This window comes from Enterovibrio sp. QJM3NY_24, from assembly GCF_057786035.1.
This window is the reverse complement of sequence record NZ_CM173519.1, coordinates 3,164,935-3,180,530: the sequence shown is the minus strand read 5'-3', so window position 1 is coordinate 3,180,530 and position 15,596 is coordinate 3,164,935. Positions and strand designations below refer to the sequence as shown.

Genomic DNA, 15,596 nt, shown 5'->3' with positions numbered 1-15,596 from the left:
AATGACGGAGAGAACACATGTTTGAACCGATGATGGAAATGTCCAATGATGCGGTAATTAAAGTCGTTGGTGTTGGCGGCGGCGGTGGTAATGCAGTCGAGCACATGGTGCGTGAGTCAATTGAAGGGGTGGAGTTCATCACCATCAATACGGACGCTCAGGCGCTTCGTAAGACGGCAGTTAGCACGGTAATTCAAATTGGCGGCGATATCACAAAAGGCTTAGGTGCGGGTGCAAACCCACAAGTAGGTCGTGAGTCAGCGCTTGAAGATCGTGAAGCGATTAAAGCTGAGCTCGAAGGTGCCGATATGGTATTTATCGCAGCGGGAATGGGCGGTGGCACAGGTACAGGTGCTGCTCCGGTTATCGCTGAAATCGCAAAAGAGCTGGGTATTCTTACCGTAGCCGTTGTGACTAAGCCATTTAGCTTTGAAGGTAAGAAGCGTCTTGCGTTTGCTGAGCAGGGAATTGAAGAGCTATCTAAGCACGTCGATTCACTGATCACCATCCCGAATGAGAAGCTACTGAAAGTATTGGGTCGTGGAATTACACTACTTGATGCTTTTGCAAAAGCGAACGATGTGCTGCGAAATGCAGTCCAAGGTATTGCTGAGTTAATCACGCGTCCTGGCTTGATCAACGTCGACTTTGCGGATGTACGTACCGTGATGTCGGAAATGGGTCATGCCATGATGGGTAGTGGGATTGCAACCGGTGAAAACCGTGCAGAAGAAGCCGCTGAAATGGCGATTTCTAGCCCACTACTAGAAGACATCGATTTGGCTGGAGCACGAGGTGTTCTTGTAAATATTACAGCTGGATTCGATATGCGACTGGATGAATTCGAAACTGTAGGCAACACTGTTAAGGCTTTTGCCTCAGATAATGCCACTGTGGTTATCGGTTCGTCGATGGATCCTGATATGAGTGATGAGCTTCGAGTGACCGTTGTTGCTACTGGCATCGGTAACGAGCGTAAGCCTGATATCACTTTGGTTCCGGGTACACAGAAACCAGCGCCAGTGGAAAATAAGGCACAACCTTTGCAAGAAAAGACGAAGGTGGCAACGAATGTCCAAAGCGGACATGCAGTCGAATCATCTGTTCAAACACAGACAACGAACGTTGCACCTAAGCCTAAGCAAGAACAAGACTATCTGGATATCCCTGCGTTTTTACGTAAGCAAGCGGATTAATCAGGCAGCGCTTGGTTTGTGTACAGCAGCATGATATTATGCTGCCCGTTTTGTCTCGTTGTGACACTGTAATGAGTGACATGGGGCGCAAAAAGAGATTTTCAGTTGGGAATGACAGATGATTAGACAGCGAACATTAAAGACTATTGTTCAAACGACAGGAGTGGGTTTGCACTCTGGACGTAAGGTCACGTTGATCCTGCGCCCAGCTGCAGCTAACACTGGCGTTATCTATCGTCGTACTGACTTGAATCCTCCTGTGGATTTCCCGGCGGATCCAGCTTCAGTGCGCGATACAATGCTGTGTACTGCACTGGTTAACGACGATGGTGTTCGTATTTCTACCGTTGAGCATCTTAATGCTGCATTGGCAGGTATGGGTATCGACAACGTTATCGTTGAAGTAGACGCACCAGAGATTCCAATTATGGATGGCAGCGCAAGCCCATTCATATATTTGCTGCAATCAGCGGGTATTGAAACCCTTAATGCACCAAAACGCTTTGTGCGCATTAAGAAGCCTGTTCGCATCGAAGATGGCGATAAATGGGCTGAGTTGTTACCGTATGACGGTTTCCGCTTAGACTTCGCCATTGATTTCAATCACCCAGCGATTGAATCAGAGCAGCAAAGCCTGGTGATGGATTTTTCTTCACAAGCGTTTATCAAAGACATTAGCCGAGCACGAACCTTTGGTTTCATGCGCGATATCGAATACCTCCAGTCACGTAATCTGTGTCTTGGTGGTAGTTTCGACTGTGCCATTGTCCTTGATGATTACCGCATCCTTAATGAAGACGGTCTGCGTTTTGACAATGAACTCGTCAAACACAAAGTACTGGACGCTATTGGCGACCTTTACATGTGTGGTCATAACATCATTGGTGAAATGCGTGCGTTTAAGTCAGGCCATGCGTTGAATAATCAGCTACTTCGCGCAGTACTTGCAGACCAAGAAGCTTGGGAATGGGCGACATTTGAAAACGAGCAGACTCTGCCCGTTAGATTTGCAGAACCCGGTATGGTTCTGGCCTAAGAAAATCAAGAATACAAAAAAACCGGAGTGATTCACTCCGGTTTTTTTATGTCCGTATAACCCTATTCGTCGTACTTGCACACTGGGTAGGATCCCTAGGCGGTAGGGCAGCAGTCGTCAATTGTATTACTTGTGCCTATTTCGCTCTGCTAATTCTGCAATAGCTTCCAGCTTCTTTCTCACGTTGTCAGGTGCGCTTTGAGCAATGGCTTTCAGGTATTCAGCCGCAGCCGGACTGACTGTTCGCCACTCTTTCGCTTTCTCAACTTTTTCCGCTTCTGCACGTTCACGTCTTGCCAGTTCAGGGTTAACCTTGATTTCGATAGTCATGAGCGAGGGCAAAGTGCCACGGCGAAGCGCTGACATCAGCGTATGGCGGTCATAATTGAGCCGAGTCGCCCAAGACGACGAGCCACATTCCAACACTAAAATCCCATCACGATAGTTTGCCACTCGGCAATGCTCTGCAGAGGCTGGGGGCAATAGCGCTTTCACTTGCTGGCTGAGTTGCGACAACACCATCGCGCGCTGGCGTACTTGTCCCGTCAGGCCATTTTCCAGTAAATCTTGTGCCGCTTTGGGTCTGTGGTCTCTCATAATCAATTCGCTGTGGTAGCACTGCTTCAAAGAGTAACAGGGCTTTAGGGTTCCGACCATGCTTGTTGTAGATAACTGAGTAACAGCCTTCCACATAAGAGAAGAAAAAACGCACCAAGATTGAACATAAAATGCACTAACTTGGTTCTAGTGAATGAACAGGTTCTAATTTTTACTATCTAACTTGATGCGACCCGCATTACAGGTGGGATGCACCGCAGTTATGGCTTATTATAAATAGCCTTAGTGCTAACCTAGCTTTATTAATTGAATCATTGCCCTTGAAAACATCATTTTAAGGCACAAGATCAATGCTACGAAAAGAACCATGCTTTTTAATCATCGCTAATTCTTCTGAAAAGAATTTTGGGCAGAGGGACATGCTGACTTTCTCTGCCGTGCAGTATCCAGGCTTTGATCCCGACGCTAAAGCGACAAAATGAGAGAAACGGCAAAGCCATGTTATCGAAATTAATCACAAAAGTAATCGGAAGCCGCAATGACCGTACACTGCGTCGCCTTCGCAAAGTCGTAAATGAAATCAACAATCTAGAGCCTCAATTTGAAGCCCTCACCGATGACGATCTGAAAGCGAAAACCGCTGAATATCGCCAGCGTATCGAGCAAGGCGAATCGCTAGATTTGATCCTGCCAGAAGCGTTTGCAACGGTGCGCGAAGCATCAAAGCGTGTATTCGGCATGCGCCACTTCGACGTACAGCTGATTGGCGGCATGGTGCTGAACAATGGCCAAATTGCTGAAATGCGTACTGGTGAAGGTAAAACCCTGACTGCGACCTTGCCTGCCTATTTGCATGCGTTGACTGGTAAAGGCGTTCACATTGTTACCGTGAATGACTACCTGGCCAAGCGTGATGCTGAAACCAACCGTGCCCTGTTTGAGTTCCTTGATATGACGGTGGGTGTGAATGTGCCAAATATGGCACCACCTGAGAAAAAAGCCGCTTACCTTGCAGACATTCTTTATGGAACAAACAACGAGTTTGGTTTCGATTACCTGCGTGACAACATGGCCTTCCGTCCAGAAGATCGCGTTCAGCGTGAGCGTTACTTTGCCGTGGTGGATGAAGTCGACTCCATCTTGATCGATGAAGCGCGTACACCGCTGATTATTTCTGGTCCTGCGGAAGACAGCTCTGAGATGTATGCGCGTATTAATACGTTGATCCCACAGCTGATCCGTCAGGAAAAAGAAGACAGTGAAGAGTATCGCGGCGAAGGCCACTTCACCGTTGATGAAAAATCTAAGCAAGCTCACCTGACAGAAAATGGTCAAGAGTTTGTTGAAGATATGCTGAAGAAAAATGAATTGATGGACGAGAACGATACCCTGTACTCGCCTGCTAATATTTCATTGCTTCACCATATCAATGCCGCATTACGTGCCCATGTACTGTTTGAGAAAGACGTCGATTACATCGTTAAAGACGACGAAGTTATCATCGTTGATGAGCACACTGGACGTACTATGCCGGGTCGTCGTTGGTCTGAAGGTCTTCATCAAGCCATTGAGGCAAAAGAAGGCGTTAAGATTCAGAACGAAAACCAAACACTGGCGTCGATCACTTTCCAGAACTTCTTTCGTTTGTACGACAAACTGTCAGGCATGACAGGTACGGCTGATACCGAAGCGTTCGAGTTCCAATCCATTTATGGTTTGGACACCGTCGTTATTCCGACCAATAAACCCATGGTTCGTGATGACATGGCGGATCAGGTCTACATGACTGAACGCGAAAAATTCGACGCTATCATTGAAGACATCAAAACTCGCAGCGCCAATGGCCAGCCTAGTTTGGTGGGTACTGTGTCGATAGAAAAATCTGAACTGCTGTCAGAAGCACTGAAAAAAGCAGGTGTAAAACACGCCGTATTGAACGCGAAGTTCCACGCTCACGAAGCGGATATTGTTGCAGATGCGGGTTCGCCAGGTGCGGTTACCATCGCAACCAACATGGCGGGTCGTGGTACGGATATTGTGTTAGGTGGTAGTTGGCAATCAGACATTGCCAAGCTGGAAAACCCGACTGAGCAGCAAATTGCGGATATCAAAGCCAAATGGCGTGAAACGCACGAAGCAGTAAAAGCATCAGGTGGCCTGCACATCATCGGTACAGAGCGTCATGAGTCTCGCCGTATTGATAACCAGCTACGTGGTCGTTCTGGTCGTCAGGGTGATCCGGGTTCTAGCCGTTTCTATCTGTCTATGGAAGATTCACTGATGCGTATTTTCGCGTCTGAGCGTGTATCTAACATGATGAAGAAGCTAGGTATGGAAGAAGGCGAAGCTATTGAGCATCCATGGGTGAACAAAGCGATTGAAAACGCACAACGTAAAGTTGAAGGCCGCAACTTCGATATTCGTAAACAGCTTCTCGAGTTTGATGACGTAGCCAACGACCAACGTAAAGTGGTTTATGAGCTGCGTGACGAACTGATGAACAGCACGGACATCAGCGAGATGATTGAACACAACCGCGAGGATGTGTTGGGTGATGTGGTTGATCAGTACATTCCACCACAATCTCTGGCAGAAATGTGGGATGTTGAAGGTCTTGAAACGCGCCTTAAGGCAGACTTTGATGCTGACTTGCCGTTGCGCGAGTGGTTGGAAAATGACGACAAGTTGTATGAAGAGCAGCTACGTGAGCGCATTCTAAGTACGATTATCGACGTCTATCAATCGAAAGAAGGTACTGTGGGCGCCGAAACCCTACGTAACTTTGAGAAAGCCGTGATGCTGCAAACGCTGGACACGCTTTGGAAAGAGCATCTAGCGGCGATGGATCATCTACGTCAAGGTATCCATCTTCGTGGCTACGCACAGAAAAACCCGAAACAGGAATACAAGCGTGAATCGTTTGAGCTGTTTGAAGGCATGCTTGACTCACTGAAGTCTGATGTCGTGATGACGCTAAGTCGCGTGCGTGTGCAGCAGCCAGAAGAAGTTGACCGTATGGAAGAGCAGCGTCGTGCACAAGCGGAAGAAGCAGCACGTCGCCAGCAAATGAGCCATGAGGAAGCGGGAAGCCAACTGGAAGACAATCAAGATCCAGCGTCTGAAACGGTGGTTCGTGATGGTCGTAAGGTCGGTCGCAACGATCCTTGCCCTTGTGGTTCAGGTAAAAAATTCAAACAATGCCACGGTAAGATGAGCTAAGAAAATTAGCGAATCAAAGGGCATAAACAACGAAACACAAAAGGCCGCTAAGCGGCCTTTTTTATGGGACGAGAGCGCGTCAAACATGGATAAGAAACGAATACACATCGCCGCAGGGATCATCCTCAATCCTGATTACAGCAAGATCTTCATTACCCAGCGCCCAGCGAAAGCACACAAAGGTGGGTTTTGGGAATTTGCTGGAGGGCAAGTTGAGCATGGGGAAACGGCAGAACAAGCGGTGATCCGAGAGCTTGAAGAAGAGGTTGGAATTACCGCGACCGTCGTAGAAGCGTTTATGTCGATGACACATGACTACCCTGACAAAGCGCTGACGTTTGATTTCTTTCTTATTAAAGTGTTTGATGGCGTGCCGTATGGCAAGGAAGGGCAACCTGGACAGTGGGTTGAGATCTTAGCGCTTTCTGGGTTTGAATTTCCAGAAGCGAACAGCCCTGTGTTGGCAAAGATACAAGAGATGTTTGCTTAGGCTTAGGCTGGCATTGAGAATAACGAGGAACGAGTAAAAGCGCTAACGTTGGATATTGTCGCCCTGATGACTCGAACCTCGTGTTCTCGTCATTTGGCTCTATTGATTTTCCGACCAGCCATCGCTGTCGGACATATCTGGCGCGCCCGCAATGCGTTTTTCTTCTTCAGCCCACTCACCGAGGTCAATAAGCTGGCAGCGCTTGCTGCAAAATGGCCTAAAAGGACTCACTTCGCCCCAAACAACCGGTATTCCACATTGTGGGCATTTTACGACGATGGGTTTTTCTTGGTTCACGGAAACCTCATTTCTTCTAACTGATCAGCACACCGCTATCGAGAGTGTCATTTTCTCGGCAATAGCTTGGTTTTCATCAAACGGCATGAAGCGTATAGCAAACCGAGATTTATGACCAGACACCAAAGGGTATGCATTGTAATCGGGGGAGATTCTCATGCGCAACAAACTCGCGCCGTCGACCTCTTGTTGATAAAAACCATTGCTCACTGTGCGGGGCTGCATGGTGGCACCACCACGTGTGAGTTGCAGCCAAAATGTCAGCGCATTTTCTAACGGATGAAGTGTGTCGCACCAAGTCTTTGCATCTGATTGACGATGTGCCAATGGCAGGTTGAGCCAATGATGCAGTGAAGGCAAATCGAAACTGCAGGTGCCACCCGGGATAGAAAAGCGTTGACGAATAGAGGAAAGAAACTTGTCTTCTCTTAACGTTTGCCCCAACCGAGGAGATTGCAGCAAGGTTTTTTGTAACTGACGACTTTCGCGCAACAGGCTATTTAGCTGCTCAGTATCAACATTGGGCACATTGAGCCATGCTTCCAGCTTGGATCGCTGCTTTTCGAGATCTTTCGCCAGATCGCCTTTCACTTGCACTTGTTCAAGGATCTCCGCTAAATCAAATAAGCTTTTAAAGAAAACCCGCCATTGCGAATCCTCAGTTAGCGTTGCAGATTGGGTGATTTGATTTAGCAAATACTCGAGCCGCAGATAAACGCGAACCTGCTCAGTCAAAGGGTGCTCGTAAAGGGTATCGCTACTCATGTTGATTCTCAGTATCGTGTCCGGCTAATGTGAGGTAGTGCAGATGCAAGGTGTCAATCTGACCGTTGAGTTCTTCTTGCGTGCACTCGTTTACGATAACGTCATCAGCAAGGGCAAGTCTATCCTCACGCGTCGCTTGAGCCGCCAAAATGCGTTTAACCTGCTCATTTGAGACGCTGTCTCTTCGTGATGCACGTTCAACTTGTGTTTGCTCTGACACATCCACTACCAAAACGCGGTCACACAAGCTTTGAAGTCCATTCTCAACGAGAAGAGGGATCACGAGTAAACAATATGGCGAACCTGCTTGAGTCGTTTGGCGAATCATTTCTTGGCGGATCTTTGGGTGAAGCAGATTATTGAGCCAATCTTTGTCTTCAGGATGTGAAAATACGTGCTCACGCAGCGCAGCGCGATCCAGCGTGCCGTCTGCTGATAGCATCGAGTCACCAAACTTTGCAGCAATGGCGCTTAGCCCCTCCGAGCCGGGCTCGACGACTTGACGCGCGATCACATCGGCATCAATGACCTCAATGCGTTTATCGGCAAACAGGTTTGCTACTGTGGTTTTTCCGCTACCAATGCCGCCCGTGACGCCAACAACAAAAGCCATCTAATAACCCAAATATGACGTTAAATACCAATCAATGATGTTATTGCCCCACAGCAGACTAATCCAGCCTGCAATGGCAAGGTATGGTCCAAACGAGAACGGGGTCTCTTTCCCCGTGCCTTTTATACGCATCATGATGATGCCAATGATTGCACCCGCAAACGACGCAATGAGGATCACCATAGGGAGCGGTTGCCAGCCAAGCCAAGCGCCAAGTGCGGCAAGTAATTTGAAATCACCGTATCCCATGCCTTCTTTGCCAGTCAGCAATTTAAACAATTGGAACACGCTCCAAAGCGACAGATAGCCTGCCATGGCACCAATCACCGCATCTTGCAGTGAAACCGGCGATATACCAATCACCGCCAGTAGAATACCCGCCCACATTAGAGGCAGCGTCATTTGATCGGGCAGCAGCATGGTATCGATATCGATAAAGCACAGAGCGACCAACACAAACGTCGCAGCAATCACGGCGAGAGACCAATAAGAGCCCGGCAGGAAATACGCCGTGGTGCCCACAAGCAGTGCGGTCAGCAATTCCACAAAGGGGTAGCGAATGCTAATCGGAGTTTTGCAGTGTCGGCACTTACCACCAAGGATCAGCCAGCTCAATACGGGAACGTTATCCATCGCTTTAACGGGCGCTTGGCAAGAAGGGCAATGCGAACGGGGGAGGCTGAGGTTAAATACGCCCATATCTTTAGGTGCAGGCATCTCGCTTGGAAAACACTCATGACAATCAGTACGCCATTGCGCTTCCATCATTTTTGGAAAGCGATAAATCACGACGTTGAGAAAGCTGCCTACGATAAGCCCAAACACAGACGCGAGAAACACATACAGACTCGGAGAGTCGAACAGCCAATTCATGTTGAAATCCAGTGTAAGTTGATGGGGACATGATAACGGGTTGTTTGGCTCGCCTCTATCCTCTTATTAACTGAATTTAAACATCTATCGAATACTCAGAGTATTTAGGTGAAATAAGAGAACAGAAGGCTAGGAGTGTCTACCCCATGACGTTCATCAGATCAAACATCGGCAAGTACATCGCCACGACTAACGAGCCAATCAACACGCCAAGCAGCACAATGATCATAGGCTCGAGGATTTTCCCCAAGTTATCGACCGTGTTATCGACATCGGCTTCATACAGCCCCGCGACCTTGTTCAACATGTCATCCAATGCGCCGGACTCTTCGCCGATCATCACCATTTGGATCATCATGTCAGGAAACGCGTCAGTTTCTCTGATGGCACGATGCAAAGGACGCCCGCCAGAAGTCTGCTTATGAACGTCTTCAATCACCTGTTTGAAGTAGGTGTTATTGGCCGTTTTACCTGCTGCCGACAAACCATTGAGCAGTGGGATACCGGCACTGAACGTGGTGGCGAGTGTGCGCGTAAAACGTGAGAGGGTGGCTTTTGTGAGTACGTCGCCAAGAATAGGGATGCGCAGGGAAAATCGACTGGCTTTGAGACGAAAAGCGTAACTCTTTTGATAGCTGGTTTTGAACGCCAATGCCGCCAGTATTATTCCAATCAGCATGTACACGCCATAATCATGGATAGCATCAGACACACCGAGAACTTTTTGCGTAAACCAAGGCAACTCGGCGTTGAATGACGAGAAGATGTCTTTAAAGGTTGGGATAACAAATAACAGCATACCGATGGTCACCAATATGGCAATGGAGCAGACAATGCCGGGGTAAATCATCGCCTTGATGACTTTGGATCGGGTATCCTCACTCTTTTCACGATACACGCAGATGCGCGCAAATATTTGTTCTAAACGACCCGTTTGCTCACCCGTTGCCACCAGATCGCAGTAGAACTGATCAAACAGCGTTGAGCTTGACTTCATTGCCTGCGATAACGAGGAACCTGCTTCAATATGGCTATAAATTTGGCCGATGATCAGCTTCATTTCAGCCTTCTTTGATCCTGTTTTCAGTAGTTGCAGGGTTTCTCCCAGTGGCACACCTGCTTCTAACATGGTGGCCATTTGTCGCGTAAATAGTGTGATGTCTTTAGCATTGGCGGTGTTGCGGCGCTTTACCCATGAAGACGGCGAGCGACGCTTGATTTTGATGATGCGAACCCGCTGCTCGGTTAATGAATTTCGGGCATCTTGTTCATTGTAAGCAAGTAATTGGCCTTTGACTTTGGCGCCTTTGGCGGTCGTGCCGCGCCACTGGAATGAATAAAGCTTGCGGGGTTTTGAGGCCATGGTAATTCCCTTTACAGACTAATAACGCGTTGAAGTTCTGCGAGGCTGGTGATGCCTTGATTGAGCTTTTCAATACCGGAAAGCGAGAGCGTGAGCATGCCATTATTGAGGGCGATAGTTTCAAGTTGCGAAGCCGATGCGCCGTTACCAATGGCTTCAGATAGCGTGCGATCGATACGCATCACCTCGTAAATGCCGACTCGGCCAATATAGCCATTATTGCAATGGTCACACCCTTCCGAGTTAGCTTGATAAACGTGATTCAACATTAAGCTGGGGTAGAGCGGCGCCAAAGCGGTCAGTTGGTGATCATCGACTTCGTGAGGCACTTTACAGTGTTGGCATAAACGACGCGCCAGACGCTGGGCGATGATCAATGTCAGTGATGCCGCGAGGTTATAAGGTGCGACCCCCATATTCGCTAGGCGGGTAATGCTTTCTGCCGCCGAGTTGGTATGCAGTGTTGATAACACCAAGTGTCCGGTTTGTGCGGCCTTAATACCAATTTCAGCGGTTTCAAGATCGCGCATCTCACCTACCATGACGACATCGGGATCTTGACGAAGGAAAGCACGCAGCGCCGTGGCGAAATCGAGCTTGATGTCGTTATTAATATTGACCTGATTGATGCCGGGCAAGTTGATTTCTACCGGATCTTCCGCAGTAGAAATGTTGCGCTCGGCTGTGTTGAGGTATTTGAGCCCTGTGTACAGCGACACGGTTTTGCCGCTGCCGGTTGGGCCAGTCATCAAGATCAGCCCTTGGGGTTTATCCAGCGCCGTTAGGTAATCTTGTTTTTGTATTTCGCTATAACCTAGCGAATCAATATCCAGTGCCACACTGCCGCCATCCAATATTCGTAGCACCACCTTTTCGCCAAACAAAGTCGGCAAAGTGGAAACACGCATGTCGATAGATTTGCCGTCCGCCAGCGTTAGTTTAATCCGCCCATCTTGTGGTAATCGGCGTTCAGCAATGTTGAGCTTGGCGAGAATTTTTAAACGAGTCGAAAGGCGGCGTGAAATGCCCACTGGCGGCGTGCCGTGGGTTTGCAATATGCCGTCTAAACGAAAACGAATTTGGTAGCGCTGTTCAAACGGTTCGAAATGAATATCAGAGGCTTGCTTGCGCACGGCATCCATTAACACTTGCTGAATATAACGGCTAACAGGCGCTTCGTCGGTGACCAGTTCATCGGCGTTGGCATCGTCATCGAATTGAGCAAGATCGGCGAGTTCTGAATCACTAACAGATTTTGAATCGCCTTGGCCTGATGCTATCTGCTTACCATAGAGTTTTCGAATCGCGCCCACCAGTTGTTGATGGTCAACCAGAACGGGTTTAATTTGGAGGCCAGTGGTAAAGCGGAAGTCGTCTTGGGCTTCGAGGTTGCTAGGGTCGCTAATAGCCAGTTGTAACTGATTGTTCTCGATTTCAAGCGGTAACGCCTGATGCCGCAGTATTAGATCAGGATTATTAATCTTCTCGGTGGTAAATGTAAAAGGGTAGTCTGAAATTGACTTGATTGGCTCGTCAAAAAGCCGAGAAAGCACTTGTGCCAGCTCTGCACCCGAAAAAAAACCATTTGCAATGATCGCAGCAGGCACAGACGAAGATGTCTGTGCCACTTGGTTTTTGATGATTTCAAACTGCACCTTGCTAAGGCGATTTGCCCGATGAAGGATGGATGCAAGGTTGTTAATCAAGGTATTTAGTCGAAATTTATGGATTCAAAGTTGCATCTCTTGTACATCCATCAATAGTCAAATTCGCGGTCCTTGCCCCAAATGTACATGCCCAAACACCATTTGCATCGCGTGCATACTGTGCAGTAAATAAGCCCGCCTCAGTTATTTGCAGCGTACCGGTTACAGTTGCTTGAGCTTGCACAGTCACACCGTTCAGTTCGCCAAAGTCACCTAGGTCTGCGGCTACGGGAAAGTTATCGCCTTCTTGTATGCTAGTTTCTATTACTGTTCTGAGACTTTTTAGGCTAGCAACCCCAGCAGTTACGGTGCTTTGTTCTTGGAAATCACGATATGCTGGAACCGCAATCGCCGTCAACGCACCAATAATCCCAACAACAATCAATAGCTCAATCAAGCTAAAACCTTTTTGTTTTTTCATTGCCTTTTCTCTCCGTTTTTATGTGCAGCAAAGTGCTGTAGTGGGCTCACAATACGGCGGATTAAGTGGCTAAAACAGCGGATAAAAAGCGATTTTCGAGGGATGAGTTGTCTTTTTTGTAACTGAGATGTTTGTCAGTTCTGGCGGTGTGATTGAGGAATTAATAATGCAGACATAATGTCTGCATTATTAATAATTTAGCGTGTTTTTTGTTTAATAAATTAGGCGTGTTATTTTAAACGCATCGACAGATCCATCGCGCGGATGTGCTTCGTCAGTGCGCCCACAGAAATGTAATCTACACCCGTCTCGGCAAACTCTCGAAGGGTATCTAAGGTCACGTTGCCGGACACCTCTAACGCGATGCGACCTTGGTTCAGCGTCACGGCTTCACGCATCATGTCTGTGGTGAAGTTATCCAGCATCACAATGTCTGCGCCTGCATCAATGGCTTGTTGCAGCTCTTCTAAGCTTTCGGTTTCCACTTCAACGGGTTTACCGGGGTTGAGCGCTTTGGCAGTAGTGACTGCACCTTGAATGCCACCACAAGCAATGATGTGGTTCTCTTTAATAAGGTACGCGTCGTAAACGCCGATACGGTGATTAAAACCGCCACCACAGGTCACGGCATATTTCAGCGCATTGCGCAGGCCGGGAATGGTTTTGCGGGTATCCAGCAAGCGAGTTTTGGTGCCAGCCAGTTTTTCAGCATAACGCGCGGTTTCTGTTGCGCAGCCTGACAGGGTTTGAATGAAGTTCATGGCGTTGCGCTCGCCCGTGAGCAGGGCGCGGGCAGGGCCGCTTAATTCACACAGCACTTGGTTAGGTTCAACCTTGTCGCCATCTTCTACTTTCCACGTGATGCTGACTTCACCGCCTAACTGGCGAAAAACTTCATCAGCAAATGCTCGGCCACAAAATACGCCGTGTTCGCGGGTAATAATGGTCGCGGTAGAGTGAGTGCTGGCAGGGATCAAGCTGGCAGTGATGTCGTACGTTGCATCAACGCTGCCGCCCAAGTCTTCTTTTAACGTATCGGTGACACAACGAATAATGTCGTCATGCAGGTGTTCTTTGAGGTAGGCCAATCGGGTTCGGCTATCATGAATGCGTGACGCGTTAGCTTGTTCTGACATGGTGGTTCCATCACTGATAAATACAGAATATAGACAGGCAAAGCCTGAACGTGTTGTGTGCAAGTTTACCTGCGAGGGAATGAGATTGCGAGGCATGCATTTTTTGAAATCAACCGGTTTAATTGCTAGGGATCTGGTGTGAATACGCTAAAATACAAAGCACTTGTTTACACGGATGAAACACAGAATCATTTCATGCTGACGATTACCCACCACCTTTTGGACAGCGCTTCCTATCTACCCTCCCCACACTGCAACGACAGGCCAGTTTCTGACGATGTGTCATTGCTTGTGGTGCACAACATTAGCTTGCCGCCCGGCGAGTTTGGTGGGCCTTACATTGAGCAATTTTTCCAAGGTGAACTAACCTGTAACACGCATCCGTATTTTGATGAAATTCGTGATATGAAAGTCTCTGCGCATTGCTTGATCAAGCGAGATGGCAGCGTGGTGCAATTTGTTCCGTTTAATCGACGAGCTTGGCATGCCGGCGTATCCGTGTTTGAAGGACGAGAGCAGTGCAATGATTTCTCCATTGGCATTGAGCTTGAAGGGACTGACGACCTGCCGTACACCGATGTGCAATATCAAACACTAGGGAATGTTGCCGCCGCGGTAATGCACCATTATCCCGCGATTACTCAAGAACGTATCACAGGGCACCAAGATATAGCGCCGGGAAGGAAAACGGATCCAGGTCGGTCATTTAACTGGAAGACGTTTCGTGATCACTTATAAAAAATTAAAAACAGCCTAATAGCGTAATGCTGTGTTGACGAGACTGCGTCTTAAATGAAACCACAGTGAAATCGCTAGTCTATTTTCATTGGCTTGACCAAATAAATTGGTCTGACCATTGCGAGTTTGTTGATTAATTGCCATCCCGAGTCTAATTGTAATTTCTATGACGCAAATCAAGTTTACGGTGGACACTTAAGCCGCATTCTGGTAACTTTTTACCTGTTTTGTAATTGGTCTTACCAATTGACAATGTCGGTAAATGGGAAAGGACGCGCAGGCACTCCGGCGCCAAATAACGAAGAAGAACGATGGCTATACAACGGATTCGTCAACCCAAACTGTCAGATGTTATAGAGAAAGAGCTTGAAAGCCTGATTCTAGAAGGGACGCTATCGCCGGGGCAGAAATTGCCACCAGAGCGAGAGTTAGCGAAACAATTTGATGTTTCACGCCCTTCTGTTCGAGAAGCGATTCAGCGATTAGAAGCTAAAAAGCTACTGACTCGAAAACAAGGTGGTGGCACATTTGTTAGCGAGCGATTGTGGCAGAGATTTTCTGAGCCGCTGATTGATTTGCTCGCAGAGCACCCAGAAAGCCAATTGGATTTACTGGAGTCTCGGCACGCTCTAGAAGGGGTTTCCTCTTATTTTGCGGCATTACGAGGCACAGAAGAAGATTTAACGCGAGTGTGTCATTGTCACGATAACATTCGCGAAGCTCAGCAACTCGGTGATATCAAAGCCGAAGCCGCTGCGGTTATGCAATACCTTATCGCGGTGACAGAAGCGTCACACAACGTGGTATTGCTGCACATTATGCGCAGCTTGGCGCCGTTGCTAGAGCACAACATTTTACAGAATTTTGAACTGCTGAATCGACGTGAAGATGTCGTTGATAAAGTCAGTAAACACAGAGCAAACATTGTGCAAGCGATCACGGCTGGCGAACCAGAAAAAGCCCGTCAGGCATCGCATGCGCATTTAGCATTTATAGAAGAAACCCTGTTGGATCTGGGTAGGGAAGAAAGTCGCCGTGAGCGCTCTCTTCGCCGGATTCAACAACGCAAGGACGAGTCGGAATAGCGCGTCCTGAGAGCTTTGTCAGTGTATGTGTCCAATAGGACAACGCCGAAGTAGCTGTCAGGATGCGTTTTTTCAGCTGCGATAACATTAGTTTTGTACG

General features: G+C 48.0%; 15 protein-coding genes. 6 read left to right on the top strand and 9 right to left on the bottom strand.

Annotation, left to right across the window (positions count from 1 at the left end):
• Positions 1-17: 17 nt before the first annotated feature.
• The gene (ftsZ, locus tag AC3CIC_RS14180) at positions 18-1,196 is read left to right on the top strand and encodes a cell division protein FtsZ (protein WP_371733282.1); all 1,179 of its coding nucleotides are present in this window, start codon (positions 18-20) and stop codon (positions 1,194-1,196) included.
• 118 nt (positions 1,197-1,314) lie between these two features.
• Positions 1,315-2,232 carry a UDP-3-O-acyl-N-acetylglucosamine deacetylase gene (gene lpxC / locus AC3CIC_RS14175; protein ID WP_016960744.1) on the top strand — a complete coding sequence of 306 codons (918 nt, stop codon included), beginning with the start codon at positions 1,315-1,317 and terminating at the stop codon, positions 2,230-2,232.
• A gap of 126 nt (positions 2,233-2,358) precedes the next feature.
• Here the strand turns inward: lpxC and AC3CIC_RS14170 are convergent, their stop codons facing one another.
• Positions 2,359-2,829 (bottom strand): DUF721 domain-containing protein, encoded by a 471-nt coding sequence (locus AC3CIC_RS14170; RefSeq protein ID WP_016960743.1) that lies wholly within the window; start codon positions 2,827-2,829, stop codon positions 2,359-2,361.
• A gap of 459 nt (positions 2,830-3,288) precedes the next feature.
• On the opposite strand from AC3CIC_RS14170, the gene secA reads away from it, so the two are divergent.
• A complete protein-coding gene (gene secA, locus AC3CIC_RS14165) occupies positions 3,289-6,009 on the top strand; it encodes a preprotein translocase subunit SecA (protein WP_017005082.1) in 2,721 nt (906 codons plus the stop codon).
• An 85-nt stretch (positions 6,010-6,094) separates the two neighbouring features.
• Complete coding sequence (gene mutT / locus AC3CIC_RS14160; RefSeq protein ID WP_488514911.1) at positions 6,095-6,499, top strand: 8-oxo-dGTP diphosphatase MutT; 405 nt, start codon at positions 6,095-6,097, stop codon at positions 6,497-6,499.
• A gap of 99 nt (positions 6,500-6,598) precedes the next feature.
• Here the strand turns inward: mutT and yacG are convergent, their stop codons facing one another.
• From yacG to nadC, 8 genes are all read right to left on the bottom strand, one after another.
• Positions 6,599-6,796: a DNA gyrase inhibitor YacG gene (gene yacG, locus AC3CIC_RS14155; RefSeq protein ID WP_016960739.1), complete on the bottom strand. Its 198-nt coding sequence runs from the start codon at positions 6,794-6,796 to the stop codon at positions 6,599-6,601.
• A gap of 24 nt (positions 6,797-6,820) precedes the next feature.
• Positions 6,821-7,561 (bottom strand): cell division protein ZapD, encoded by a 741-nt coding sequence (gene zapD / locus AC3CIC_RS14150; RefSeq protein WP_016960738.1) that lies wholly within the window; start codon positions 7,559-7,561, stop codon positions 6,821-6,823.
• Positions 7,554-8,174, bottom strand: coding sequence for a dephospho-CoA kinase (coaE, locus tag AC3CIC_RS14145; RefSeq protein ID WP_488514910.1), 621 nt, complete (start codon positions 8,172-8,174; stop codon positions 7,554-7,556). The genes zapD and coaE overlap by 8 nt, the downstream gene beginning before the upstream one ends.
• The gene (locus tag AC3CIC_RS14140) at positions 8,175-9,047 is read right to left on the bottom strand and encodes a prepilin peptidase (RefSeq protein WP_488514909.1); all 873 of its coding nucleotides are present in this window, start codon (positions 9,045-9,047) and stop codon (positions 8,175-8,177) included.
• Positions 9,048-9,186: 139 nt separating this feature from the next.
• Positions 9,187-10,410: a type II secretion system F family protein gene (locus AC3CIC_RS14135; protein ID WP_488514908.1), complete on the bottom strand. Its 1,224-nt coding sequence runs from the start codon at positions 10,408-10,410 to the stop codon at positions 9,187-9,189.
• Between the two features lie 11 nt (positions 10,411-10,421).
• The gene (pilB, locus tag AC3CIC_RS14130; protein ID WP_488514907.1) at positions 10,422-12,116 is read right to left on the bottom strand and encodes a type IV-A pilus assembly ATPase PilB; all 1,695 of its coding nucleotides are present in this window, start codon (positions 12,114-12,116) and stop codon (positions 10,422-10,424) included.
• A 16-nt stretch (positions 12,117-12,132) separates the two neighbouring features.
• Complete coding sequence (locus tag AC3CIC_RS14125) at positions 12,133-12,537, bottom strand: pilin (RefSeq protein ID WP_488514906.1); 405 nt, start codon at positions 12,535-12,537, stop codon at positions 12,133-12,135.
• Positions 12,538-12,767: 230 nt separating this feature from the next.
• Positions 12,768-13,673 carry a carboxylating nicotinate-nucleotide diphosphorylase gene (nadC, locus tag AC3CIC_RS14120; protein ID WP_488514905.1) on the bottom strand — a complete coding sequence of 302 codons (906 nt, stop codon included), beginning with the start codon at positions 13,671-13,673 and terminating at the stop codon, positions 12,768-12,770.
• Between the two features lie 195 nt (positions 13,674-13,868).
• Between nadC and ampD the strand changes: the two genes are divergently transcribed.
• Both ampD and pdhR read left to right on the top strand, forming a co-directional pair.
• Positions 13,869-14,411 (top strand): 1,6-anhydro-N-acetylmuramyl-L-alanine amidase AmpD, encoded by a 543-nt coding sequence (gene ampD / locus AC3CIC_RS14115; RefSeq protein ID WP_026024084.1) that lies wholly within the window; start codon positions 13,869-13,871, stop codon positions 14,409-14,411.
• Between the two features lie 311 nt (positions 14,412-14,722).
• Entirely contained in the window at positions 14,723-15,496 is a 774-nt protein-coding gene (gene pdhR / locus AC3CIC_RS14110) for a pyruvate dehydrogenase complex transcriptional repressor PdhR (RefSeq protein WP_016960730.1), read from the top strand.
• The last annotated feature ends 100 nt before the right edge of the window (positions 15,497-15,596 follow it).